At 41.0% G+C, this 25,230-nt stretch carries 19 protein-coding genes and 4 tRNA genes; 8 read left to right on the forward strand and 15 right to left on the reverse strand.

What is annotated here, in order from left to right; genetic code table 11:
• Positions 1-2: 2 nt before the first annotated feature.
• Together CAPGI0001_RS07090 and nirK are read right to left on the reverse strand one after the other, a co-directional pair.
• Positions 3-770: a formylglycine-generating enzyme family protein gene (locus CAPGI0001_RS07090; RefSeq protein WP_002668366.1), complete on the reverse strand. Its 768-nt coding sequence runs from the start codon at positions 768-770 to the stop codon at positions 3-5.
• 49 nt (positions 771-819) lie between these two features.
• Positions 820-2,253 carry a copper-containing nitrite reductase gene (gene nirK, locus CAPGI0001_RS07095; RefSeq protein ID WP_002668532.1) on the reverse strand — a complete coding sequence of 478 codons (1,434 nt, stop codon included), beginning with the start codon at positions 2,251-2,253 and terminating at the stop codon, positions 820-822.
• A gap of 317 nt (positions 2,254-2,570) precedes the next feature.
• On the opposite strand from nirK, the gene CAPGI0001_RS07100 reads away from it, so the two are divergent.
• Positions 2,571-3,638, forward strand: a complete 1,068-nt coding sequence (locus CAPGI0001_RS07100; protein WP_002668115.1) for a branched-chain amino acid aminotransferase — start codon at positions 2,571-2,573, stop codon at positions 3,636-3,638.
• A gap of 50 nt (positions 3,639-3,688) precedes the next feature.
• On the opposite strand, the gene CAPGI0001_RS07105 is transcribed toward CAPGI0001_RS07100, so the two are convergent.
• From CAPGI0001_RS07105 to CAPGI0001_RS07135, 7 genes are read right to left on the reverse strand one after another with little or no spacing between them, the layout of a single operon-like run.
• Positions 3,689-4,534 carry a transketolase gene (locus CAPGI0001_RS07105; RefSeq protein ID WP_002668286.1) on the reverse strand — a complete coding sequence of 282 codons (846 nt, stop codon included), beginning with the start codon at positions 4,532-4,534 and terminating at the stop codon, positions 3,689-3,691.
• Between the two features lie 52 nt (positions 4,535-4,586).
• Positions 4,587-5,321 carry an LPS export ABC transporter ATP-binding protein gene (lptB, locus tag CAPGI0001_RS07110; RefSeq protein ID WP_002668457.1) on the reverse strand — a complete coding sequence of 245 codons (735 nt, stop codon included), beginning with the start codon at positions 5,319-5,321 and terminating at the stop codon, positions 4,587-4,589.
• Positions 5,302-7,260: a helicase associated domain-containing protein gene (locus CAPGI0001_RS07115; RefSeq protein ID WP_002667972.1), complete on the reverse strand. Its 1,959-nt coding sequence runs from the start codon at positions 7,258-7,260 to the stop codon at positions 5,302-5,304. Before CAPGI0001_RS07115 ends, lptB begins: the two co-directional genes overlap by 20 nt.
• 54 nt (positions 7,261-7,314) lie before the next feature.
• Positions 7,315-7,965, reverse strand: a complete 651-nt coding sequence (locus tag CAPGI0001_RS07120; protein ID WP_002668218.1) for a hypothetical protein — start codon at positions 7,963-7,965, stop codon at positions 7,315-7,317.
• A gap of 10 nt (positions 7,966-7,975) precedes the next feature.
• Positions 7,976-8,797, reverse strand: a complete 822-nt coding sequence (gene tatC / locus CAPGI0001_RS07125; protein WP_002668352.1) for a twin-arginine translocase subunit TatC — start codon at positions 8,795-8,797, stop codon at positions 7,976-7,978.
• Positions 8,797-9,894: a BT_3928 family protein gene (locus CAPGI0001_RS07130; RefSeq protein WP_002668136.1), complete on the reverse strand. Its 1,098-nt coding sequence runs from the start codon at positions 9,892-9,894 to the stop codon at positions 8,797-8,799. Before CAPGI0001_RS07130 ends, tatC begins: the two co-directional genes overlap by 1 nt.
• Positions 9,881-10,444, reverse strand: a complete 564-nt coding sequence (locus CAPGI0001_RS07135; protein WP_002668187.1) for a DUF1599 domain-containing protein — start codon at positions 10,442-10,444, stop codon at positions 9,881-9,883. The genes CAPGI0001_RS07130 and CAPGI0001_RS07135 overlap by 14 nt, the downstream gene beginning before the upstream one ends.
• A 219-nt stretch (positions 10,445-10,663) precedes the next feature.
• On the opposite strand from CAPGI0001_RS07135, the gene CAPGI0001_RS07140 reads away from it, so the two are divergent.
• The 6 genes from CAPGI0001_RS07140 (at position 10,664) to CAPGI0001_RS07165 (ending at position 14,088) form a co-directional block, all read left to right on the forward strand.
• On the forward strand, positions 10,664-11,395 hold the full coding sequence (locus CAPGI0001_RS07140) for a 16S rRNA (uracil(1498)-N(3))-methyltransferase (protein ID WP_002668476.1): 732 nt from the start codon (positions 10,664-10,666) through the stop codon (positions 11,393-11,395).
• Positions 11,396-11,550: 155 nt separating this feature from the next.
• Positions 11,551-13,482, forward strand: coding sequence for a DUF349 domain-containing protein (locus CAPGI0001_RS07145; protein ID WP_002668349.1), 1,932 nt, complete (start codon positions 11,551-11,553; stop codon positions 13,480-13,482).
• Between the two features lie 236 nt (positions 13,483-13,718).
• Positions 13,719-13,802: transfer RNA gene (locus CAPGI0001_RS07150), tRNA-Ser, on the forward strand.
• Positions 13,803-13,822: 20 nt separating this feature from the next.
• Positions 13,823-13,897, forward strand: a tRNA-Pro gene (locus CAPGI0001_RS07155).
• Between the two features lie 38 nt (positions 13,898-13,935).
• Positions 13,936-14,009 (forward strand) — tRNA-Arg (locus tag CAPGI0001_RS07160).
• Between the two features lie 4 nt (positions 14,010-14,013).
• A tRNA-Pro gene (locus CAPGI0001_RS07165) sits at positions 14,014-14,088 on the forward strand.
• Between the two features lie 38 nt (positions 14,089-14,126).
• Here the strand turns inward: CAPGI0001_RS07165 and CAPGI0001_RS07170 are convergent.
• From CAPGI0001_RS07170 to hemC, 6 genes are all read right to left on the reverse strand, one after another.
• A complete protein-coding gene (locus tag CAPGI0001_RS07170; RefSeq protein WP_002668102.1) occupies positions 14,127-14,708 on the reverse strand; it encodes a non-canonical purine NTP diphosphatase in 582 nt (193 codons plus the stop codon).
• A gap of 4 nt (positions 14,709-14,712) precedes the next feature.
• Entirely contained in the window at positions 14,713-16,314 is a 1,602-nt protein-coding gene (locus tag CAPGI0001_RS07175) for a hypothetical protein (RefSeq protein WP_002668319.1), read from the reverse strand.
• Positions 16,315-16,317: 3 nt separating this feature from the next.
• The gene (locus CAPGI0001_RS07180; RefSeq protein ID WP_002668429.1) at positions 16,318-17,184 is read right to left on the reverse strand and encodes a DUF58 domain-containing protein; all 867 of its coding nucleotides are present in this window, start codon (positions 17,182-17,184) and stop codon (positions 16,318-16,320) included.
• A gap of 291 nt (positions 17,185-17,475) precedes the next feature.
• Complete coding sequence (locus CAPGI0001_RS07185) at positions 17,476-18,663, reverse strand: phosphoglycerate kinase (RefSeq protein WP_002667945.1); 1,188 nt, start codon at positions 18,661-18,663, stop codon at positions 17,476-17,478.
• Positions 18,664-18,741: 78 nt separating this feature from the next.
• On the reverse strand, positions 18,742-22,284 hold the full coding sequence (locus CAPGI0001_RS07190; RefSeq protein WP_002668270.1) for an MMPL family transporter: 3,543 nt from the start codon (positions 22,282-22,284) through the stop codon (positions 18,742-18,744).
• Entirely contained in the window at positions 22,284-23,210 is a 927-nt protein-coding gene (gene hemC, locus CAPGI0001_RS07195) for a hydroxymethylbilane synthase (RefSeq protein ID WP_040359906.1), read from the reverse strand. The genes CAPGI0001_RS07190 and hemC overlap by 1 nt, the downstream gene beginning before the upstream one ends.
• Before the next feature lie 116 nt (positions 23,211-23,326).
• On the opposite strand from hemC, the gene CAPGI0001_RS07200 reads away from it, so the two are divergent.
• Entirely contained in the window at positions 23,327-25,228 is a 1,902-nt protein-coding gene (locus tag CAPGI0001_RS07200; RefSeq protein WP_002667940.1) for a RecQ family ATP-dependent DNA helicase, read from the forward strand.
• The last annotated feature ends 2 nt before the right edge of the window (positions 25,229-25,230 follow it).

A 25,230-nucleotide genomic window follows, 5' to 3' on the forward strand; every position in this document is an offset into this window, starting at 1 on the left:
CATTATTTTGCGCATCTAAACCCTAAGTTTTTTGTAGTATAGTTGGCCTTGAGGCTACCACGAAGGGAATAGCGCATAAAGGCTCCATAGTTCGTAAGATCGGTAGCATTCAGAGCACTCCCCCCACAGAAGAGACCATCATCTCCAAAATTATCCTTGCGTGCCTCTCCTGAGAAGAACACACTATTAAAATCACTCACCCACTCCCATACCAGACCATGCATATCATACACCCCCCAATAGTTCTTTTGGGTACTTCCTATTTTGTTAGCATAGGTGTTGGGGGTCTGTAGCCAATGGGTGATATAATCGGAATAGCTTTTCTTCTTACGCGCATCTGCCGAAGCCTCATCAGCTCGGGCGGCATACTCCCATTCATCTATTGTAGGAAGGCGTTTCCCTTGGCATTCACAATATTTTTTAGCAGCAAACCAAGACACATTTGTCACAGGAGCTTCAGAATCTAGGGGAGAAAAATCCAAATCACTTTTCCAAGCTACAAGGTAGCTCTTTTGAGCAAAGATTCCCTTAATCTTAGAACGTTGCCACTGAGGGTTTTTCTCTAAAAAATCTCTATATTGGGCATTGGTAACCGGATATACATCCAAGAAAAATGAGGCTACCCTTACCGCCTTGGTCTTTTTCTGTCCTTCCTTGACGCCATACATAGGGATATAGCTCCCCCCCTTTATCTCTACCATAGGGGTAGGATCTTGTGCATATATGCCCTCAAGTAAGAATAGCAAGCAGACTAATAGTCGTTTTTTCATAAGTGAGTAAAAAATAAGGGGGGCACAAAAAGCCCCCCTTTTTATCTTGTTATTTTTTTATCTTTTGTACCATTTCTGGGGTAACAACCTTTTTGCTATTATCCCAAGTGTTGTACACATAGGTAAGTACATCGGCTACTTCTTGTACAGAAAGTGGCTGAGGGGTCATTACATTGTTATATTTCTTCCCATTTACGGTTACCTCTCCTTGTTTTCCGTGTAGTACTATGTCGATAGCTCTATCTACATCTGCATTAAGAAAGTCTGATTTGGCTAGTGGAGGAAAAGCTCCCTCTAATCCTTGTCCTTGTGCTTGGTGACAAGCCACGCAAGTCTTGGTATAGATTACCTTCCCATCGGCTATTTGTTGTTCTTTTGTCTTATTGACAATAACATCTTCTTTAGGAGTTACTGCTATAGTGACATCCGATACGTAGGGTTTAGGTTCATTCTTACCATATATCTTACGATTCTCTTCCCCTTTGGCTACCAATAATCCCAAAGCTCCTTTGTTAAAAGCGCGGAAGATGGAGTGGTCTACCAGTACATAGGAGCCTGGCACATCTACTTTGAACTCTACAATAGCAGCCCCTCCAGCAGGGATAAGGGTAGTCTGTACATTTTCATTGGTAAGTTTTCCTCCTTCTACATGTACACGATCAAATATTTCTCCAATTACGTGGAATGAGGATACCATATTAGGCCCTCCATTTCCTACAAATAGGCGGACAGTTTCTCCAGGATTGGCTGTAAGAGCTCCATCTTGGGTAAGGGAACCTACCTTTCCGTTGAAGACTACATAATCAGGCTTTTCAGCCAAGGCTTTGTCTTGATTGAAGGCTTGAGTACCGCCTGCACCATAGGATCCATCGGTATAGAAGTCTCCTTGCATCACGTAGTACTCTTTATCCACTGGGGGGAGTCCTCCTTCGGGTTCTACTAAGATCAGTCCATACATCCCATTGGCGATGTGCAAGGGCACAGGGGCTTGAGCACAGTGGTATACATAGAGTCCTGGGTTAAGGCATTTGAAGCTGAAGGTACGTTGCTGACCGGGAGCTACCAAAGAGGCTTCTGCTCCTCCTCCAGGGCCTGTTACAGCATGGAGGTCTATGTTGTGGGGAAGCTTGTTGTCTTGGTGGTTCTTCAGAGTAAACTCTACCTCGTCACCTACTCGAGTACGGATAAAGCTTCCTGGTACAGTACCTCCAAAAGTCCAAAAGAGATACTTGGTACCATCCATGATTTCTCCTTCTTTCTCAATAATCTCCAGATCTACTTTTAGCTTCATCGCTTTACGTGTGCCTACTGGCTTAGGTACATGAGGTGGAGAGGTAAGCTCTGCGGCTACAGCTTCTCCTTCTACAGAAATATCTGTGGTGGGGATAGGGGTTGTTGTTTTTTCGGGTTCGCTGCCTCCACAAGCTCCTACAAGGAGGGAAAGCGCAAGAAAAATTGTTAGTTTTTTGGTATACTTCTTCATTTATTAGTACTTTATATGTGGCACAAAAGTAGTACTTAATTTTTTAAATACAAACATTTTAGCACAAAAAAATAAAAAAGGGTTTTATAAAGAAATAAAACCTAAATAGCTAAAGCATGAATACAAATTAGAAGTTTTTACTACAGATATTTTCCGTAAAAGGAATTGAAAAGATTGTAACGATATGTTTAAAGTTACAAACTCGTATAGCATGATTTAGGGAGGAATCAAGAGACAAAATCAAAATTACGTTAATTAATCGTGATTTATAAGCCATTACTTATTAATTTCGTATCTTTGCGCTAAAAAAGAATATAATGGATACAACCAATCTTCCCATCTCTATTGAAAAAGTAGCCAAAAGTAGGCTATCTGAGGTTGATTTCTCAAAACTTAACTTTGGGAAAATCTTCTCTGACCATATGTTCATCTGTGATTATAAGAATGGACAATGGCAAGATGCTCGTATAGTGCCTTATGGACCTTTCTCTGTGGAACCTTCCCTTAGTGTATTCCACTATGGACAGACCATTTTCGAAGGAATGAAGGCTTACAAAGATGACCGCGGGGAGGTATTCCTCTTCCGTCCTACGGAAAACTATGCGCGCATGAACAAATCTTGTAAGCGTATGTCCATGCCAGAGTTCCCTGAAGAACTTTTTGACAAGGCACTAAAAACTCTTGTGGATTTAGACCGGCTATGGATACAACCAGGACTGGGTAATGCTCTATACTTACGTCCGTTCATGATTGCAACTTCTGCTGGAGTACAAGCCAATCCTTCTACTGAATATCGCTTTATGATCATCACCTCTCCTGTACAGAGCTATTACAAAGGGGGAGAACTAAAGGTAAAAATAGCCGATCACTATAGTCGTGCAGCCAATGGAGGTGTAGGGTTTGCTAAAACAGGAGGTAACTATGCTGGACAATTCTACCCTACTGCCTTGGCTAAAGAGGAAGGTTATCAACAAATTATCTGGACGGATGATGCTACTCACCAGAAGTTAGAAGAATGTGGTACCATGAATGTGGTAATTCGTATAGGAGATACCCTAATCTCTCCTCCTCCTACCGAACGTATCTTGGATGGGGTCACTCGCAAGAGTGTCTTTGCTGTAGCTGAGAAGTTGGGCATTGCCATTGAATCTCGCTCTATCACAGTAACAGAGGTATTGGAAGCAGCCAGCAAAGGTACCCTCAAGGAAATTTTTGGTTGTGGAACCGCAGCGGTAATCAGTCCCGTAAATGCATTTGGCTATGAGGGTAAGGAATATCGTTTACCTGATTTGGAGGATAGTTACGCCAAGCGTATCAAAGAATTCTTACTTAATATACAATATAATAAGTCTGAAGATCCTTTCGGATGGCGTGTAAGAGTCTAATTCTTAGAGAAAAAAAGAGGCTGCCCCAGTAGGACAGCCTTTTTTTATGCTTAATAATCACCAAGGGTTTCGGGATTCTGAGCCAATGCTTTGGCCAATTGTTCATCATTGGGTGCCTTGCCATGCCATGCATGGGTACCCATCATGAAGTCTACTCCATGTCCCATCTCGGTGTGAAGGAGTATACATACAGGTTTTCCTTTGCCTGTAAGTGCTTTTGCTACTTTGAGTCCTTCCAAGATAGCCGCGATATCATTTCCTTTTTCTATGGTTACCACACTCCAGCCAAAGGCCTCAAACTTAGCCTTGAGATCTCCTAAGGGGAGTACTTTATCGGTAGGCCCATCTATCTGTTTGCCATTGTAATCGACGGTTGCGATAAGGTTGTCTACCCCTTTGCCAGCAGCATACATCATTCCTTCCCATATCTGTCCTTCTTGTAGTTCTCCATCTCCATGCAGGGTATAGACAAGGTGAGGGTCTCCGTTGAGCATCTTAGCCAAAGCGGCGCCTATGGCCACTGAAAGGCCTTGTCCTAAAGAACCTGAGGCTATACGTATCCCTTCCAAACCTTCGCATGGGGTAGGATGCCCCTGTAAGCGTGTGTTGAGCTTACGAAAGGTAGATAGTTCACTGACTGGAAAGAAACCCCGACGAGCCAATACGCTATAGAATACAGGCGAAATATGCCCATTGGAAAGGAAAAATAAATCTTCTCCCTTCCCATCCATCGTAAAAGGTAGCTTGATGTCCATTACCTCATTATATAGGCAGACTAAGAACTCAGCACAGCCCAATGAGCCGCCTGGGTGTCCAGAGCTAACTCCGTGTACCATTCTCAAAATATCCCTACGCACTTGCGTGGTAAGGTCTGTAAGTTGTTGAATATCTGACATTTTACTATAATTTTATGTGTGTTTATTTTATAAAATACTCGTTATCAATATTTTAATTTCTTTTCTTAAGTTCAAAGTTATTCCCCAGATACACTTCTCGTACCATAGGATCATAGGCCAATTCCTCTGGTAGGCCGGCCTTGAGTATGCCTCCTTCGTACATAAGGTAAGTACGGTCTGTGGCTGGGAGGGTTACCTCTACACGGTGGTCGGTAATAAGAATACCTATATTCTTGTTCTTGAGCTGAAAAACAATATTCTGTATATCCTCCACTGCGATAGGGTCTACCCCTGCAAAGGGTTCATCCAAGAGGATAAAGTCAGGACTAGTAGCCAAGGCACGTGCTATCTCGGTGCGTCGGCGCTCCCCTCCAGAGAGTAGGTCTCCCCTATTCTTGCGAATATGTCCTAGGTTGAACTCATCAATAAGGGACTCCATCTTATGGATTTGTTCTTTCTTACTGAGCTTGGTAAGCTGTAGTACCGAAAGTATATTATCCTCTATACTCATCTTTCTGAAGACACTGGGCTCTTGGGCTAAGTATCCTATCCCATGCTGAGCACGCTTGTACATAGGAAACTTAGTAATCTCTGTATTATTCAGATAGATATGCCCAGCATTGGGCTTTATAAAACCTACTATCATATAAAAAGAGGTAGTCTTCCCTGCTCCATTAGGCCCCAGAAGGCCTATGATCTCTCCTTGTTTTACTTCCAAAGAAATCCCTTTGACCACTCTTCTTCCTTTGTATTCTTTGACTATATTTTCAGCTCTTAGTGTTTTCATATTTTACTTTGATCAATTCTTGAAATAATTTTTCCTTTTCTGGGGTAAGCCTATGGTTCTTCATAAGGTTTTTCTGTACACTGATCCATCTGTATAGAATAATGGCCTGTGGTGTTTTCTCTGAGGACATGGGCAAGCGACCATTTTTCTGTACAAAATCAGACAATGAGTTGTAATTCTCCTCCCATGTACGCTTTTTTACTGCCTTTTCTATGATAATCTCGTAATCTTCAGGGTATTCTTTTCCTTTCAGCCCTACATAGGATCGCTGGAAAAAAACAAAAGTATCCGAAGCATCAGCTTTGAGATTGGTCAATACACTTTTAGAACGGGCATTAGGCCTATATGGGGCTAAGTATTGAATGATTTCCTTAAGGGAGATGGGCAAACTCTTGTCTTGCAAATATTCCCTGACGATGTCTCTAATGGTTCCTCCTTTGAAATTCTTTATACTTTTCTCCCATTTTTTGAGCCCGAAGTAACTACTTCTCCCCATAGGAATAAAGCCATAGGCTCTTCTCAGTGCCGAACGAACTCCTGTATGGGTAATATGAGTATTGGGATATAGCTCTTTAACTTTTTCTGTAATTTCATTCACTGATGAGGGTTTCCCTAATATATCCAAGGCCTCATAAGCATACTCATGAATCTGTTTGTAAGTATTGCGAGGAATGATAAGCATCCCTTCTTCTACTCTGAGAGAAAACTCTCCCTTTAGTACATGAGCTACTATAGGTATCATTCGCTCACAAAGAGCAGCATCTGCTTTCCTAAACTTTAGCAGGTACTCCTTTAATGGCAAGCCATAGTCCTTTTCTACCTTTTCCTTAAGGAGTTCACTTACACTCTCTATCAGCTTTTCCCATGGTAGCACAGATGCTATCTCACTGGAAACCAAATAGATTCCCTTCCAATTATGTCTGGTTTTCTTCTGTGAAAAGCGCAGATACAATACATCGGCAAGATTCCCTACTATACTGAATCGCTCTAAATAGATATGAAGAATAAAATAAATAAAATTCTCCGTAAAATCAGTATGGCTCTGTTGGTTGATCCATTGTACTTGCTCAGGGGAGAGAGAGAGTACTTCCGAGGAAATATCTATCTGACCACGAGCGAATAGATCTGTTTCAAAGGACTGAATGATTATTAGTTTGCTAAGAAAATCTAAAACAGCCTGATTGCGAATTTGCCTTACTCGCTCATGAGTAATCTGCATCTGCTTGCCTATGGTCTTAAGCTTTGCACCTTGTGTCTGATTATAGATCCTAAACGCCTTAGAAAAAAGTGCTATTTTACTTTCATCGAACAAGGCTGGAGTCTTGAGAAAATAATCTACAATTTTAAAAATTCCCAATAGGGTCACCTCCTTAGGAATTTTCTCTATAGGATAGATACTTTGTATAAAAAACTTTTTCTTAAACTCAGGCAACTGCTCGGGATCTGTTATTGTGGATAGTGCAGTAACAAATTTCTTTATATGCTCGAAATAGGCATGAAATTCCCCTCCATTTCTACGTCCTATTCCTTTCATTTTAAAAGATTTACACAATGGATCTAAGGCATATTCACAGAAAATCTGCAAAGGTACTCCTTGCCTAAAATAGGTATTAATCACAGTTTTTAGTCTAGGAGAGAGGGACTCTGTGAGCATCCCTATATACTCCTGGAGAATCTCTTGAGCAGCAGGCGACAAGGTATCTATACTGAAGTGAGAAGGTTCATAGGGAATGTCGGAAAAGGATTCTTCAAAAGTCGTAAATATAATACTTTTAAGCTCCTCCTCTATATAAGTATCTGTATTTTCTACAGACATAAAATGCCCCTGTTCGCGATAATAATTGCGAATATCGTCCAAGGTATGCCACTGTTGCTGTAGGCAAATACTATAGGTTCGTAAGCTTATTTTACTATTTCTTAATAATTCTCTCAGTTGCATTATAGTAGACTAAAAAAGAAAAGAACTCTTCTCAAGAGTAAGGTGATTTATTTTTTAGAAATCAAAACGATAAGGCATGTGATTGAATTCCTCTTCTAAGAAAAGCCAATCTTGTACATTGGATACTATAGAATACACCATTTTCTCTGTGAGTACTTCCCCTTTGTACAGCTTTTCGATAGTCTCCAAAGAAGCTTCATCATTGAGATATTCTGTTTCCTCTCCAAAGAAAATAGTAGCCCAATCCTTATAGAACTCTGGATCAGTCGAGAGGTGCTTTAGGGTAAATATCTCTTGCTCAGTCTCGAACTGCCAGATAAGTTCCCAAGGCTTATTCTCTTGAGCATAGATCACAAAAGGAATATCCTGTTCGTGATAATTTTTTCGATAGAAAGCCTGAAATTCCTTAGGAATTCGTTTTTCAAAATCAGCTGAAACTGTCTGAAAATTCTCACAGACACTGGGGACGATGATACACCCTTTCTCTGTGAAGAACAAATGAAGGGAAGGGCCATCTTCTTCCTCAAAATCAAAGCCTATACGTGCTTCTTGTCCCTCATATTCTTCTTGAATAGCTGGTGCATATCGGTGATAAGTCTCGAACTCTTGTCCACAGATAAGCAAGTCCAATACGGCTTGTGCCTTACAGATTTTTTTTAACGTCAACCAATGAGGTATCTGCTCTAAATCAGGAGTAAAATTCATTTTTGGTATATCAATTTAATTTAATTTTTTGTCTTTTCTGTACATATTTGGCCACAAATATACTTGCCTCATAGAGTATAAGTATAGGAATAGAGACGATCACCTGACTAGCCACATCAGGGGGAGTGATAATTGCAGCAACGATTAAGGTAACTATAATGGCATGCTTACGATACTTGCGCATGAAGTCGGGAGTAACAATTCCTAATTTTGCTAAGAAATAGATTATCACAGGTAGCTCAAAGATAAGCCCGCAAGAGATAACTGAAGAGCGTAGCATATCTATATAAGAAGCTATATCTATCTCATTCTTAACCATTTGCTCTCCTCCTACGACAGAGTAGGTAGCAAAGAAATGAATCGATAGAGGGGCTATGACATAGTACCCAAAAAGTACCCCAACAAAGAATAATACAGAAGTAACCCCTATGAATCCTCGTGCCATTTTTCTCTCCTTTTCATAGAGCCCTGGGGAGATAAAGCGCCACATCTCATACATCAGGTAGGGGAATCCAACTACAATACCTGTCCAAAATGAAATCCATAGGGTGGCCGAGAACTGTCCTGTCATCGTTCTATTCTGTATCACCAGTGGCAAACGGTCATTACAGAAATCTGTTTCAGAACCTAAGAACCGCCCTATCTCACAGAAAAATTTGTACGTAGGAAAGTCCCCCATGGTATGGGGTAGAATCACATATTTGAAAATGTAACTCTTAAAGAAAAAGGCCAAGAGAGCTACAGTGATGACAACAACGATAGAGCGAATCACATGCCAGCGCAACACCTCCAAATGGTCAAGAAAAGACATTTCCTCTTGAGGTCTCTCCATTACAAATCTATTTTTTGAGTATCGTTATAATTTACTTTTTGCTTGATCGTACCTCTCTCTAAGCGAATCACCGCTGGATTGGCACGAACCATTGTTTTCAGCGGGGTAACATCCATCGCATAGAAATCAAAAGAAAGTCCATATTGTCCCAATAGTTCCTGAGCTTTCTCAGGAGAAGGAGTAAGTCCTATGACCTTGTACCCTTGCTTGAGAGCCTTATCTGTCAGTTCTTTGATAGGACGGAAACCCTCCAAATTGGCTTTTCCCAGATCATAAGAAGTAACCAAAAGTAACTTGGGTTCGGCAAGTATTTGATTGGTAACATCCTCTCCGTCTTTCATTATCACAAAATCGTGAACAGGAGGCTCATACCCCTTGGAAACCAGCTCTGTTTTTACAGAAATGTAGGTACCTCCTTCCACTTCGGGGTAAGCCCCTTGAGTGGTAATAATCTGTTCTTTGTCCCCTACTTTGAATTTCCAATGATAATCATATACTGCCTTGGGAGCATTGGCGGGAATTTCCTTTGCCTTATTGATATCCACCCCTACTTTATAAGGACGAAAATCAATTATAGGTAAGTGATTGTGAGTGTAGTATACCAATCCCATACAAGCAAGCACCGTGATTACCAATATAGTAAGACATTTTTGGGGTGAGAAGAGAGGGCTTATATATCCACGAGCATACCACAGTGCAGCTGCCAATACCAAGAGTACCATATCCTTGGTAAAAGATCCCCAAGGGGTAAACTTCAGTGCATCTCCAAAACAACCACAATCTGTAACTTTGTTATAATAAGCACTATAGAAGGTAAGAAAACCGAAGAAAATAGTTAGCCCTAAGAGAGAAAGTAGCGTAAAATTTCTCAGATACCCCAAAAGCAACAACACTCCCAGAATAAGTTCAAATGCCACCACAAAAATAGCTATAGGGTAGGCATAAGGAATAAAAAAGGGCATGTCAAGTACATGGGGTTCGAAGTATTCTTCCAGCTTGAAAGAGAAGCCTATAGGATCGACCAGCTTCACAAAACCACTAATAATAAATACCACCCCTACTAAGAGGCGTACCAAAGAAACGCTAATTTTTTTCATTGCTTTTTATATTATTTTCTTGCGAAAGAATCAGTGCAAAAATAGCATAGTTTATCATATCTTGATAATTAGCCTTAACTCCTTCACTGATAAGCGTTTTTCCATCATTATCTTCTATTTGTTTGATCCTAAGAACTTTTTGAAAGATCAAATCCGTTAGAGAACTAATACGCATGCTGCGCCATGCTTCCCCGTAATCATGATTTTTGCGGAGCATTAGTGCGCGTGTCTCCTCCACCATCTGCTCATAGAGGGATAGTGCTTGTTCGTAATTCAGATCAGGTTCATTAACTACTGATTTTTCTATTTGTATCAGTGCCATGATGGAATAATTGACTATTGCTACAAACTCGGTAGTCTCATCTTCCTGTATTTTTCGTTCTTTAGTCTCCTGAAGGGTGCGTATACGCTGTACTTTAATATATATCTGATCCGTAAGTGAAGGCAAGCGAAGGGTTCTCCATGCACTCCCATAATCCTTCATCTTATAAGAAAAAATAGACTGACAGTGTGCTATTACCTTATTATATTGGGAAATGGTTTTATCCATAACTGCTTTAGAAAATTGCCGTAAAATTCGTTTAAAAAAACAAGAAATCTAAAAAAATAACAAATCTTTAACCTTAGCAAAAGATTATTTGTTTTACGGAACAAAAGTATAAAAAATATTTTGATATTCAAAATAATTTTCCAACTTATTCAAACTATTTTTTAACCTAAGATATTAAGGTATATATCAAATAAAAATAGTATCTTTGCCCCAAAAACCATGCAATTATTCTACAACGATTCCCTATATCCTCAAGTACAAGAAGTTACCTTTGACAAGGAAGAGAGCAACCACATTCACAAGGTATTACGAAAAAAAACCGGAGATCTACTCTTCATCACCGATGGCAGAGGATACCTGTATGAAGCACAAATACAATATATTACAGACAAAAAATGCACTGCCCATATCCTCTCTCATAGCCTCGCCCCTACCCCAGCTTACCATTTACATATAGCTGTTGCCCCTACCAAGATGAACGAACGCTATGAGTGGTTCTTAGAAAAAGCCACTGAAATAGGTGTACATGAGGTTACGCCTATCCTGTGTGATCACTCTGAAAGAAAGACAATCAAAACTGAACGCTTTGAGAAAATTCTCCTCTCGGCCATGAAACAATCCCTACAATGCTATAAGCCACAACTGAACCCTCCCATAAGTCTACTTGAATGGTTGGATACCATAGAGAGTAATAGTGTTGGAAAATATGTCGCCCACTGCCAAGAAGGAGCACGTGTACTCCTATTGGATAGGCTTGAGGAGCTTCCTCAAGAGACCACCAATCTTTGGGTACTCATAGGCCCTGAAGGAGATTTTTCTCAAAGAGAAATCCAAAAAGCATGCTCCAAGGGGTTCCTACCTATCTCTTTATCCCCTAACCGATTACGCACGGAGACCGCTGCCATCGTCGCTTGTAGCTGTATTTCCGATATTTTTCAAAGAAAAAAGTAATTTTTTCAGTCTTCTATTGTATTTATTTTCAATCTTTTATAAGAGTCCCTCGTCTTTATTTTCAGGATATTTACAATTTTTTTGCGATTTTTTTTGGCAAATTGACGAAAAAATTGTAATTTTGGGGAAAATTAATCACAATAGTATTTCATTCAATGTCAGAAAACGAAAAAAAATCCATCAACGAAGTTTCTTTGGAAACTCCCTTGCAGGAGAAGCTAGAAAACACCTCTCTTGAATCATCTCCCGATTTCTTAAATGAAATCCAGCAGGAGAATGCTCGCAGTGCCGAAGATGCGGAGGAGAAAAAACGACATGATATTCCTATGCTCAATTATGAGAATATGGATTTGGAAACACTACAGCATGAGCTGAAAAAACTCATAGATACTGAAAAAATCCCTTCTATCAAGACTCACGTAGAGGCTATTAAAAAAGCCTTTGATAACCACTATGCTCAGCTTATAGAAGAGAAAAAACAACAATTCCTAAGCGAAGAGGGGGCTGAAGAAAAAGATTTTTCTTTCTCCCTTCCTATTCGTGATACCTTCTACAAAACTTATCAGCTATACAAACAACAAAAAGCTGCTTATCAAAAACAAATAGAAGGAGATCTCAAGAAAAACTTAGAAAGTAAACAAGAGATTATCAATGAAATAAAGAATCTTGTTTCCTTGGGCAAGGACGATATCGCATGGGATACCAATACCCTCTTGCGCAAATTCCTTGACCTGAAGAAAAAATGGTATGAGATAGGAGCTGTCCCTAGAGAACATTATAATGACATTTGGAATAACTTCAATCATCATACAGATAACTTCTTTGACTATCTGAGCCTCACGCGTAACTATCAAGAAAACGATTTCAAGCAAAACTTGGAAAAGAAAAACAAACTGATAGCAAGAGCAAAAGAACTTCTTCAGGAAGCTGATATTCAGAAGGCTTTCCGCGAATTACAACTTCTTCACAAAATCTGGAAGGAGGAAACCGGACCTGTGGAAAAAGAATACCGTGAAAAGCTATGGGAAGAGTTCAGTACTATTACTAAGGAAATTCACGATAAGCGACAAGCCTTCCTCAAGCGCTTAGAGGCTTCTTTTGTAGATAACAAACATAAAAAATTGGGCGTAATTAGCCAAATAGAAGAAATCAACAAACAACAATTCTCCTCTCACAATGATTACCAAAAAGCCATTGCAAGGGTGAACGAATTGCGCGAAGAGTTCCAAAAGATAGGTCGTGTACCTCAGGAAGATTCAGAACCTATTTGGCAGCGATTCATCGAGGCTATACGCACTTTCAGCAAGCAAAAGAATCACTTCTACAAAGAGAATAAAAAGACTCAAAATGAGAACATAGCAAAACGCCAAGAACTGATTGCTATTGCCAATGAGCACAAAGATAGCTCTGACTGGGAAGTGGTAACCCCTCTTATCCAAAAAATCCAAGAAGATTGGAAACAGATAGGAGCAATCCCTCGCAAGCTCTCCAATGCCTTGTGGGAAGAATTCCGAGGCGCTTGTAACCATTATTTCGACAGACTACACAAGGAAAGAAAGAAACAGCACAAGGAAGAAGATGCTCATATAGAACAGAAAAAAGCACTCCTTGATCAGCTAAAAGCTTTCGTCCTTACAGGCAATAAAGAGGAAGACATAAAAGTCCTTGAAGATTTCCAAGAAAAATGGAATGCTTTAGGCAAACTTCCTGAAAGATTGCGTATGGTAGACACCCGATTCAATAAAATTATGGAGGCTATCTATAAGAAATTGAATTTCGATAAAAAGCAAATAGAACTTATCAAATACAATAACAAGCTTGATCATCTCCCTGAAGGAAGTAACTCTCTTATGCGAGAAGAAATCTTCATTCGCAAGAAAATAGAAGATACCCGTAAGGAAATTCTACAATTGGAGAACAACTTACAATTCTTCACCAATATGGACGAAAAGCATCCTCTGATGAGAGAGGCAGTAAAGAGCCTTCATGATCATCGAGAATCCTTAACTCTATGGGAAGAAAAATTAAAAGAACTTCGCCTAAAAGAAGCTAAGGAAGAAGCTGTCACTGCGGAGGAAGAAGCCTAAGGGAGAGCATTTCTACTGGAATAATTCCGAAAAGAGTGTCATACTATTTGTAAAAACTGCTCTTGTAAAGAGGGCAGTTTTTCTTTCCTTGATATAACTATATTGATTTTCAATTCTTTATTTTTAATCAAAAAAAATCATTCAAAATATTTGTAAATACAAAAAAAAGTTGTATCTTTGCACCCGCAATTAAGAGTTATTATTATTTGCAATAGTGAGTTTATAGTTATGGTTTAGGAGAGGTGCCGGAGTGGTAACGGAGCAGATTGCTAATCTGTCGGCGGGTAACTGTCGCCTGGGTTCGAGTCCCAGTCTCTCCGCTTTTTTATCTTAACTTATTCGGGGTGTAGCGTAGTCCGGTTATCGCGCCTGGTTTGGGACCAGGAGGTCGTAGGTTCGAATCCTGCCACCCCGACTTTATTTTTTGTGGCATAGTTAATTTTTTAAATTTGAGGTCACGTAGCTCAGTTGGATAGAGCATCTGCCTTCTAAGCAGACGGTCACAGGTTCGAATCCTGTCGTGATCACCTTCGGGGTGTAGCGTAGTCCGGTTATCGCGCCTGGTTTGGGACCAGGAGGTCGTAGGTTCGAATCCTGCCACCCCGACAATAATACTTCTTATATATCTTCCTCCCTACTATTTCTTATAATTTCTTTTTTTGAAAGAAAGCTACTAATTTATCCAAGGCTTTTCCTCGGTGACTTATGTTATTTTTTTCTTGAGGAGTCATTTGGGCAAAAGTAAGTTTTTCCCCTTTGGGTAAAAATACAGCATCATAACCAAAACCACCTTCTCCCCTACGCTCTTGAGTGATCTCCCCTTGAGCTATCCCTTCAAAAGAATAATGTTGTTCCCCTATACAAAGGGCAAAAACAGTCTTGAAGCGAGCCTGTCTTTCCCCTTTACCCTCCATATTCTTAAGCAATAGGGATATATTAGCTTCATTATTTTTCTCTTCCCCAGCATACCGTGCTGAATATACCCCAGGAGCATTGTCCAAAGCCTCGACTTCCAAGCCTGTATCATCAGCAAAGACATCGTATCCATATTTCTTTTTTACATATAGCGCCTTTTGTAATGCGTTTTCTTCTATAGTGGGAGAAGTCTCAGGAATATCCTCAAAACAGCCGATTTCGTCCAAGGTAAGGAGTTCTATATCAGCAGGGAGCATACTCTGTACCTCCTTTAGTTTATTCTTATTATGAGTAGCAAATACCAATTTCATTTGATTACATTTTTACAGTTGTCATAATTTTCTCAACCAAGGAGCTACTTACTGTCTTTTCATCCTCAGGATAGGCAAAAAGAATCATCTGAATAGCCTCTCCTCTTATAAAGAAGTAACTCTGATAACGCATCTTTCTTACCTCTTTTTCCTTTTGTGTAAAAGAGCCAAATACCTTATGCCCAGCTACTCCTTGTGCTGTGGTGTAAGTATCATCTTTTATGAGTATATTCTCTCCTTTGAAGTATTTCTTTAGCTCCTTTTCTATCATCCTAAGTACCAATTCGTTGAGCTCTTCTTGGGTTCTTTCTTGAGAAGCCTCCCCTTCTTGTCCTGTATAAAATTCGCTTAGATATTCTTTCAAGCTATTAGTAATCAACATGATAGAAATCGGACTGTCGGAGGTAATATAAGTGAACCGGTCTAACTCATTGGCTTTCTTTTCCCTTTTGAGCACCTCTGGAGTAGAAAGAGTAATAGCAGGATAGCCATAGGAGCTAGTGACCCAATGTTCTGTATTGAAAGTCTTTTCTTTACCTATGGTAAAGGCATACCAAGTACCTGCTAACAATGCAAAAAGCAGTACTACCGCTGCCGATAGGGTGATTATATATTTTCTGCGCTTTGTTTTTCGCTGTTTTTCAAGCCTTATACGCTGATATTCGTCCTGCATATCCTCTTCTTGAGTCATATCAGGTAGCCCTTCATTGGTTTTTACCACGATAGACTCTATAGCCTTGCGATCACTCTCAGCCTCGTAATCCTCGGGTTTGGACTTGGCAAACTTAACCAAATCGGCTTTCTTCAATACCGTTCTGAGTTCATCCATTACTTGAGAAGAGAGATGGAGCTTTCCTGCATCCAAGAATACTTGTAGTTTGGCCAAAAGCTCATCAGTGGTACTTTCTGTAGCGGTGATATGTATCTCTTCTTCCAAATACTTACGAATAATATCTGTGAGAACGGAATAATATTCCTTGTGATTGGATTCTAACAAATAGCGAGAATTTTGCAAGTTTTTGAGCTTGAGTAATGCTCTATCAAAAGGAGGTAGTGCTGCCTCAGTATCCAATTGTTGACCTTTCTTTTTCCTGATAAAAAACCAATAAAGACTAAAAAGTACAGCCAAAAATACAATTCCTCCTATTATCCAATACCAAAAAGAGCTATCACTCTTAGCTTTTTTTACTTCTATAGCTGGCTTTATAGGATAGAGAGGCTGCTTAATAGTATCCAAGACCACATCATGAACCACAAAAGAGAGAGAATCGGTCTGGTACTGATCCTTATTAACCCCAATTCGCAGCGAAGGCAGGGTATAATGTCCTGAATCGAACTGAGTGAGAGCATATTCCTTAATCAATCGGAATCGGTCACGCTCCTTGAAAGTATCCACAGGAGTCTGGCTAACGACCTCAAAGGGAGCAAACTGTTGCGCATCAGGAAAAGAAACCCTGGCGGTAGAGTCGGCTTCTACAGCAATTTTATAATGAATCTGTTCCCCTATTTTCATCTCACTGCGATCAGGGGCTGCAGAAATTTTCACCTGTTGCCCATAAGAGAGGAAAGGCAACAGCAGAAAAAGGAGATATATTTTTGTTTGCATAGCTTAAGCCCTATATTTGAAATATCCTAATAGTTTCTTGGTATAACTCTCATCGGTACGGCACTGAAGTATTCCTGCTCCCAAGCGCCGGAAGGTTGTCTCGAAATAGTTGGTTCGCTCCTTATAGAAAGCCTCATAAGCTTTTTGTACTTTGCTTGAGGTAGTATCTATATAAGAGAGTTCTTCTGTCTCAGCATCTTTGGCCAATATCACCCCTACATTAGGCAGGGTCATTTCTCTAGGATCATATAAGCGTATACCTGTCAGGTCATGCTTACGAGCGGCTATCTGTAGAGGTTTTTGGTAATCATTCCCTATAAAATCCGATAGTACAAAAGTAATGGTTTTCTTCTTAGTTATCTTATTGAGAAACTCAAAAGCTTTGGCTATATCCGTCTGTTTGTTCTTAGGCTGAAACTCAATGAGTTCTCGTATGATACGTAAGATATGAGATTTCCCTTTCTTAGGTGGGATATAGAGCTCTATCTGATCAGAGAAGAGTATAAGTCCTGTCTTGTCATTGTTTTGCAGGGCGGCAAAGGCCAAGGTAGCCGCTATTTCAGTGAGTATCTCATTTTTGAACTGTTGTAAAGAACCGAAGAGCTCACTACCACTGACATCCACCAGTAGCATGAGAGTAAGTTCTCGCTCTTCTTCAAAGACCTTGACATAGGTTTCGTTGTAGCGAGCTGTTACATTCCAATCAATATTACGGATATCATCTCCATATTGGTAAGGGCGTACCTCACTGAAGGTCATTCCACGCCCCTTGAAAGCAGAATGATATTCCCCTCCGAAGATGTTGTCACTCAGCCTCTTGGTCTTTATCTCTATCTTTCTTACCTTCTTTAAAATTTCTTTTGTATCCAATTTTTTAATGATTAATTATCAATAGTCAATGGTTAATTATTAATGATTAATGATCAATTATCAATAGTTAGTACTATTATTACACCGACACTAATCACTAAACATTGATCATTGCCACAAATATCATGCAAAACTACAATACTTTTTCTAAAAGTTTTTTTAAAATGGAATATTTTTTTACTATAGGAGAAAAATTATCATCCAATTAAGAAATCTATTTTATTTTTATATATTTTTTATATAAAACAAGGGCGAATCAAAATTCGCCCTTATTCCTTTTATCATTTACTATTAATCATTGATAGCCTTAATACCTGGGAGTATCTTTCCTTCCAAACTTTCCAACATGGCACCTCCACCGGTAGAGACATAACTCACCTTGTTTTCGAAGCCAAATTGTTTCACTGCCGCTACTGAGTCACCACCTCCTACTAAGGAGAAAGCTCCTTTTGCTGTTGCTTCAGCGACAAATTCGCCTACTGCAATAGTCCCTTTGGCAAAATTAGGCATTTCGAACACCCCTACAGGGCCATTCCAAAGAATAGTTTTAGAAGCCAAGATTACTTTCTTGAAGATTTCCAAGGATTTTTCTCCAGCATCCAAGCCTTGCCATCCATTAGGGATTTGGTCGACAGGCACTAACTGAGTAGAAGCATTGTTATTGAAGTCATTAGCCGCTATTACATCCACAGGGAGATGTACTTGTACACCCTTTTCTTTAGCTTTTTTAAGAATATCCAAAGCCAAATCCAGCTTATCTTCCTCACAGATAGAGTTACCTATCTGTCCTCCTTGTGCTTTGACAAAGGTAAAAGCCATCCCTCCACCAATGATTAGATGGTCTATCTTATCCAAAATATTTTCTATGATGGTAATTTTGGAAGATACCTTAGAGCCTCCTAAGATAGCCGTTACAGGTTTTTCACCTGATTTCATCACCTTGTCGATACTTTCTATTTCCTTGGCAAGGAGATAACCGAAGTACTTATCATGAGGGAAGAACTTGGCTAAGATTGTAGTAGAAGCATGGGCACGGTGAGCTGTACCAAAAGCATCATTTACATATATATCCCCAAGCTTAGCGAGCTTAGCGGCGAAAGCTTCATCTCCTTTTTCTTCCTCAGGATAAAAGCGTACATTTTCCAGTAGGAGTACCTCCCCTACAGGTAGGTTTTTAGCTGTATTTTCAGCAACATCACCTATACAATCAGGCGAAAAATGAGTAGGTAACCCCAATACTTGACCAATTTGTTTTACCAAGTGAGAGAAAGAATACTTATCATCCTTACCCTTAGGGCGTCCAAAGTGAGAGAGCAGAATAGCACTACCTCCATCCCTTACGATTTTCATAATCGTAGGCTTAGCCGCCTCAATACGAGTGGTATCGGTGATTTCAAATTGTTCATTGACAGGTACATTGAAATCCACACGCACCAACACTTTCTTGCCTTTGCAAGAGATATCATTGATGGTCTTCATATATGATAAATTTAATCTTGTTCAGTTTTTAAGCCGCGCAAATATAGGTTTTTTTCTTGTAATAAACAAGATTAATCACTAATTTGTCATTTTATTAACCACCTCTTTCCCCTCTCTCGTATCCACTTCCCAATCGTAGGAAACTCCTTCGGGGAGCTCTTTGTAGTACTGTATCTTACGAATGCGAGTGAGGTAGGATTGCTGGGCGATAGCGCGCTTATGATCATCAGCAATTATGGTGATAAGGGTGCGCTGAGGGTGGGTCAGCAACCATAGGAAATCTGCCTGACCATAGTCATCTGCCCAGTGAAGGATAATCCCCTCCTGAGGCAGGGCAAGGGAAAGACGATGATACTGCCCTTTGCGCTTTTGAAAATCAGCACGGACGGCATCTACTATATAAAGCTCTTTGTACAAGTAGCTCAGAAAAAGCTTTTTCTTAAGATAGTCCTCTCCCTCTATACGCTGGCGTAGTAGGGAAAATTGCTCTCGAAAGTACTTGCCTATTGCCTTAGCACGCTCTCTTGGGGACGAGCCAAAACGAGGATCATCGGGAGCTATCTGCTCGGCAGCTACTACGGTGATGCTACCATCATAAATAACGAAATCTCCCTTGGGCTGCACCTCAGAGTTGCCATGTATGTAGACTAAGGTCAGTGGCTTTTTAAAGTGCTCAGCTACCACAAAAGCCCCCTTATGGAAGCGGTGAATCACATTGCTCTCCGAGCGCTTACCCTCTGGGAAGATCATAGCGGAGTAGCCATTGGCAAAGTTCTTAGCAAAAATAGGCATTCCTTTTTCTATTCCCTCAGAGGCTGGGTAAAAGTCCATCGCTTGTACATAACGACCGAATACTACGGAATGATACACCCAATCATTGACCATATAACTTACCCGTGGGGTGAGCATGCCTATGGCAAGGGTATCAAGCCAAGAGCTGTGATTGGCAATCATCACCGAAGGTTTGGAAAAATCAATCTCTGAGGGATTTTCCACCCGCTTGCGCACAAAGGGATTCGAATAGAGTACCGAGGTGGTGAGCTTGGCAGCCAAGGTACGCAACCAGAGCGTTTTCCTCGTGGGAAATATTTTTAGAAGTAACCACCCTATATTCGAAAGAATTATAGAGAAGACTACATAATAAGTAATAGACAAAATGGTATTTACAAATATCCTCAATGAGATAGGTGACAGCCCCTTCTCTGGGCGACGACTAATAAAAAACTTAAACAGAGAAGGATAGAAAACAAAAGTCAAAAGCAAGGCTGAAAATATCCCAATCAGAGATACTGACGCGATAGACTTCAGGGCGGGATGCTTAGCAAAAATCAAAGTCCCTATGGCTAAGAAAGTAGTAATAGAAGCGAGCAATACCGACACCTTATATACTGGGAGTTCATCCTTGCCTGTAGAATATTCCTTCTGTAGGGCGCAGGTCATAAAGATACTGAAATCCACCGAATGCCCCAGTACTAAGGTACAGACGATCATGCTAAAGACATTGAACTCCAAGCCAAATAGATTCATTAGCGCCGTAGTCACTACCCCTGTAAGAGCTATGGGAATAAGAGTAAGTAGCACCAGCTCTATACGGCGGAAGAAGAGCAGGAGGATAAAGAAAATCGCAAAGGAGGCATAGGTAGCCAAAGCCACGACATCATCCTTGAGTTTGCCTAAGAAAGTTTCACTAATCTGTTTGCGGTCTATGACAATAGTAGGAGTCTGCCGTTGTATCTGCTCAATAAAAGCTGTACGCTGTCTCTCGGTAAGCTTAACCAGATTGGCTATTGTATAGAAGCCGTCCTTTTCAGTAATAAAATCCCCAATAGGAATAGCCGAAAGCGCTTTATAGGTTTGCAAATCGGTTATTGGTTGCTTAGGCTCACCAAGATAGGCAAAGAAAGGAGTATACATAGCAGGCTTAAACCCTGCTTCTTGTGCAAGAGTTGCCAGAGTGTATTCAATTGTAGCACAGCGCTCTACATTCCAGAAAGTCCTCCATCGTGTCAAGCGCCTTTGCTGCTCTGCCAAGGGGAGTATGATTCCCCCTAAGGAGGAGAATTGTTGGAGCTTACCCTGATCCTTTAGCTGGGTGAGGGCATGGTAGAGCTGGGTATTTTGTGTCAGTGCCTCATCCAACGAATTTCCATAAGCAGTGGTATAGAGCGACTTATACTTACTATCGGTAAGGCTCTCCAAATGTGTCTGTGCCTTCTGGTAGCGCTCACTGAGAAAATTAACAGAAGCTATATCCCCATTGAATCTCACATCATGAAAGGCAGCAAAACTCCCTGCAATAAGCAAAAAAGCCCCTGCTACCACCCATTTATTACGATGGAAGGGATATGCCCCTACCCTATCGAGTATGGTTTTGCGGGCTTCTATATTTTTATTTTTCCTATAGAAATGAGGAATCATCACCAAAGAGAGTAAGGCGGAGGTCATAATCCCTACAGAGGCGAATATTCCCAAATCCTGCATAACCTCGGAATGTACAAAGAGGAGACATAGGAAAGAAATCGCTGTCGTGATGCTACTCAGTAGTATGGGAGTAGTTACCGAATGATAGAGCTCTTGTGTATCCTGAGTCGCCTTGTAGTGGGTGAGGATATGCAAAGAATAATCGATAGTCACTCCCAGCAATACTGCCCCTAAGCTAATAGAGATGGCTGAAATACTTCCCTTGAGTACATAGAGAAAAGCCAAGGCTGTAAGTACTCCAAAGAGAGAGGGTATAAAAGCAATCACAGGCACTGTAACACTTCGGTAGAAGAAGATAAGAAGCAGGCACAAGGCTGAAAGAGAGATCAGTACTGTGGTGAGTATGTCTGTTTTGATTTGTGTGGCATTGCTTACCGAGATAAAGGGCGCTCCAAAGAACTCACAAGAAGCTTTACCTACATATTGCTGATTGAATTCTCTCTGCAATTGTTCCAAAGCAGCTACAAAGGCTGCATTGTGCTCTGTATCATTTCCATCAAAAGTAGGGTTAAGAAAAAAGAGGATGTGGCGCTGATCTTGAGTGGTCAGATACCCTTGAGTGAGCGTGAGTTCTGTACCTACATTGAGCTGCTGGAGCTTCTGAAGTCCTCTGAAAGTTAGGGAAAAAGGATCCTTACGAACAAACTGCTGGGCTACCATACCCGCAGGGGTGAGCATCATGCGATAGTGAGCTCCCACCAAAGCACGCAGGCTATCGGGTTCCAACTTTCGAGAGAGGTATTGGTAATCCTCCTCTTCCAAAAACAAAGGCAGGTGCTCATAGACAAATCCCCAAGCCTCATCCACCTCTTCTTCTGGTACAATTCCTTGAATATCAGAAAAATAATTAGGAACTCGCTGGCGAAGACTGTCACAGAGTGCATCGGTAAATGATTGCATAGTAGCGAAATCCCCTTCTGCCTCTTGAGTGATGATCACTGAGACCTTATCGGAAAAGTTCAGCTGTTTGAGCACCTTAGCTGTAAGAGAGGTTTTTTCATTCTGTGGAAGTACCTTGGTGATATCCTCTTCAAAGTGTAAGCGCACCACTCCCCACAATGCTATTCCTATCCAAAGAACCAAGCATAATAAAGAGAAAAATTTGTGTTTGGAAACAAAATTAAAGATTTTTACCAACATTATTTTTGGATATTCATTACTTTGCGTATTTCTTGCATGATACCCTCTCCGCCACTATGGAGCAGTTCTTGGGCACAATCTTCCGGAAAACTTCCTATACTATGGGTGGGTATAGATTTTCTGACCTCTACAGCCTGTTTTCCATCCAAAGAAAAGAGATTTCCTACGAAGGAAAGGGTGTCTCCTTCGAGGGTAGCTTTGGCGCCAATAGGTGCTGTACAACCTCCTTCTAAGCGCTTGAGAAAGCGGCGTTCGATCTGGGTTTCTGTATCGGCTTTGGGATCATTGATCAAAGAGAGAGCCTCTAAAGTATAAGGATCACTATCCATAGCCACCGCCAAGATAGCCCCTTGCGCAGGAGCAGGAGTCATCCACTCAAGGGAGAGGCGCTGTAGGTGGTCTTGCGCTAAGCGTTCCAATGCCGCTGCAGCAAAGATAGCCCCATGCCAAGAGTGCTCATGTAGCTTGTGAAGCCGAGTAGCAATATTTCCTCTGAGATTCTCCACTTGGTGGGTAGGATAGCGGCGCAACCACTGAGCCTTGCGCCTAAGACTTCCCGTGGCTATGGTAGCCTGTTCTTGGCTGAGAAAGTCTAAACCGTCCTTATAGACCAAGACATCCTGCACATTGGCTCGGGTAAGTACGGCACCCTTGACAATCCCTTTGGGGAGTGAAGTAGGAACATCCTTCATACTATGTACGGCTATATCTATAGAGCCCTGTAGCATAGCCACATCGAGCACCTTAGTGAATACCCCAGTGATTCCCATCTCATACAGAGGAATATCTAAAGAGAGGTCACCCTGCGACTTCACGGGGACTAAAGAGGTGGTATATCCAAAATTTTCTAAGAGTGTTTGTACCTTCTTGGCTTGCCAAAGTGCCAACTCGCTATCTCGAGTACCTATACGTAGGGTCTTTTTCATTTTTTTCCTAATAACGGCCAAAGGTAGTACTTTTTTTACACCTACACAAGTAAAAAATTAATCCTTGATAATTAGTCATTATTTTGTACCTTTGTCCTCTTAAAAAGTCCTTTCCTATGCACCCACTTGCCTTAGAAATACTTAAGAAACATTGGGGATATGAGCAGTTCCGTCCAGCACAAGAGCCCATAGTGACTTCAATCCTTGAGGGAAAAGACACCTTAGCCATGCTACCTACAGGCGGGGGAAAGTCTATTTGTTTTCAAGTCCCTGCCATGGTCAAAAAGGGTATTTGTCTGGTAATCTCTCCCTTGATTTCGCTCATGGAAGACCAAGTCAAGAACCTCTCAGAGCATGGTATTCCTGCCTTAGCCCTCACAGGAAGTATTCCCTACTATGAAATAGAGCGACTAATGCACAATGTGCAACATGAAGCCTACAAATTCTTATACCTTTCCCCTGAACGACTTGCAAATGAGGAAGTAATCTTCTATCTAAAAAGTACCCCACTGAACTATATAGTTATCGATGAGGCGCACTGTATTTCCCACTGGGGAAAGGACTTCCGTCCTGCTTATTTAGCCTGCAAAAACCTCAGAGAATGGTTCCCTACCCTCCCTATCATAGCCCTTACAGCCACTGCTACTGAAAGAGTCCAAAAGGACATCATAGAACACCTACAGATTCCACAAGCTCAGATCATCAAGGGGAGTCTTATCCGCTCCAATTTAGCCTATATGACCTACTGTATAGATGATAAGTGGGAACGCCTCACTCGTATTCTTCTCAAAAACAAAGAAAGTAGCATTGTGTATGTACGCAACCGCCGACTTAGTGAAGAACTGGCACAGCATCTGACTGAGGAAGGCTTCACCGCTACAAGCTTCCATGGAGGATTGCCTGTGGAGGAAAAGAGCAAACGCTTAGGCATGTGGAAATTAGGCGATGTGCAAGTGATGGTCGCCACTAATGCCTTCGGAATGGGGATTGATAAGGCCGATGTACGCACCGTTATCCATTGGGATTTGCCCAGTTCCTTGGAAGACTATTTCCAAGAAGCAGGTAGGGCAGGTAGGGATGGACACAAGGCTTTTGCTATTGTGTTATATAACGATAATGATGTAAAAAAACTCTTAGTGGATACCCAGAGGAGCCAAGTGTCCCCTGAGTTTCTCAAAGAACTCTACCCCAAGCTATGTAGCCACTTTATCATCGCTACTGGAGAAGGCGAAGGAACAAGCCATTTGTTCAACTTGGCTGATTTTGCCTCCAAAACACAGATGGATGCTCTGAAAATCTATCAAGGATTGGAGGTATTAGACCGCAATGGGGTACTCTCCCTAAGCCAAGCCTTCTTCCGAAAAGCCAATGTACAGATTCTCCTCTCAAGTCGTGAGGTAATTGACTATTTAGACAACAACACCGAGCTAAAAGAACTGCTTTTTTTTCTCATGCGCAAATACTCAGGGATACACGAACAAGTTATTTCCTTCAGAATAGAAAAAATAGCTGGCAACCTACACCTGACCTCTCCAGAGATTCAGCAAAAATTAGAAAAACTACAACAAGATGGTATTATCAGCTACCGTAGTGAAAACACTGATGCTGAAATTACCTTTCTCATGCCTCGTGATGACGAGAGAACCATCAACTACATCTCCCCACAGGTGAGGTGGTATAATGAGAACAAAGTAAACCAATGCAATGAAGTCCTCGCCTATATAGAGCAAGAAGAAAAGTGCAACCAGCGATTTCTTCTGGAATACTTTTCAGAAGAGACAAAGGAAGATTGTGGAATCTGTTCCTATTGTATCGCACGCAAACAGAAAAATCTCTCAAAGGCCTCTGTCGAATCCATATCCGAAGAAATACTACGCCTTGTAAGCAGCCATCCCATGTCCTCACAGGAACTCTGTCGTAAGAGCTCTTACCACGAATGGGAGATACTACATGTACTCACCCTTCTGTTGGACAAGGAGAAAATCCAACTACTCCCTACCAATCAGTGGAGTGCCTGACT

The sequence above is a fragment of the Capnocytophaga gingivalis ATCC 33624 genome, assembly GCF_000174755.1.
GTDB classification, from domain to species: domain Bacteria; phylum Bacteroidota; class Bacteroidia; order Flavobacteriales; family Flavobacteriaceae; genus Capnocytophaga; species Capnocytophaga gingivalis.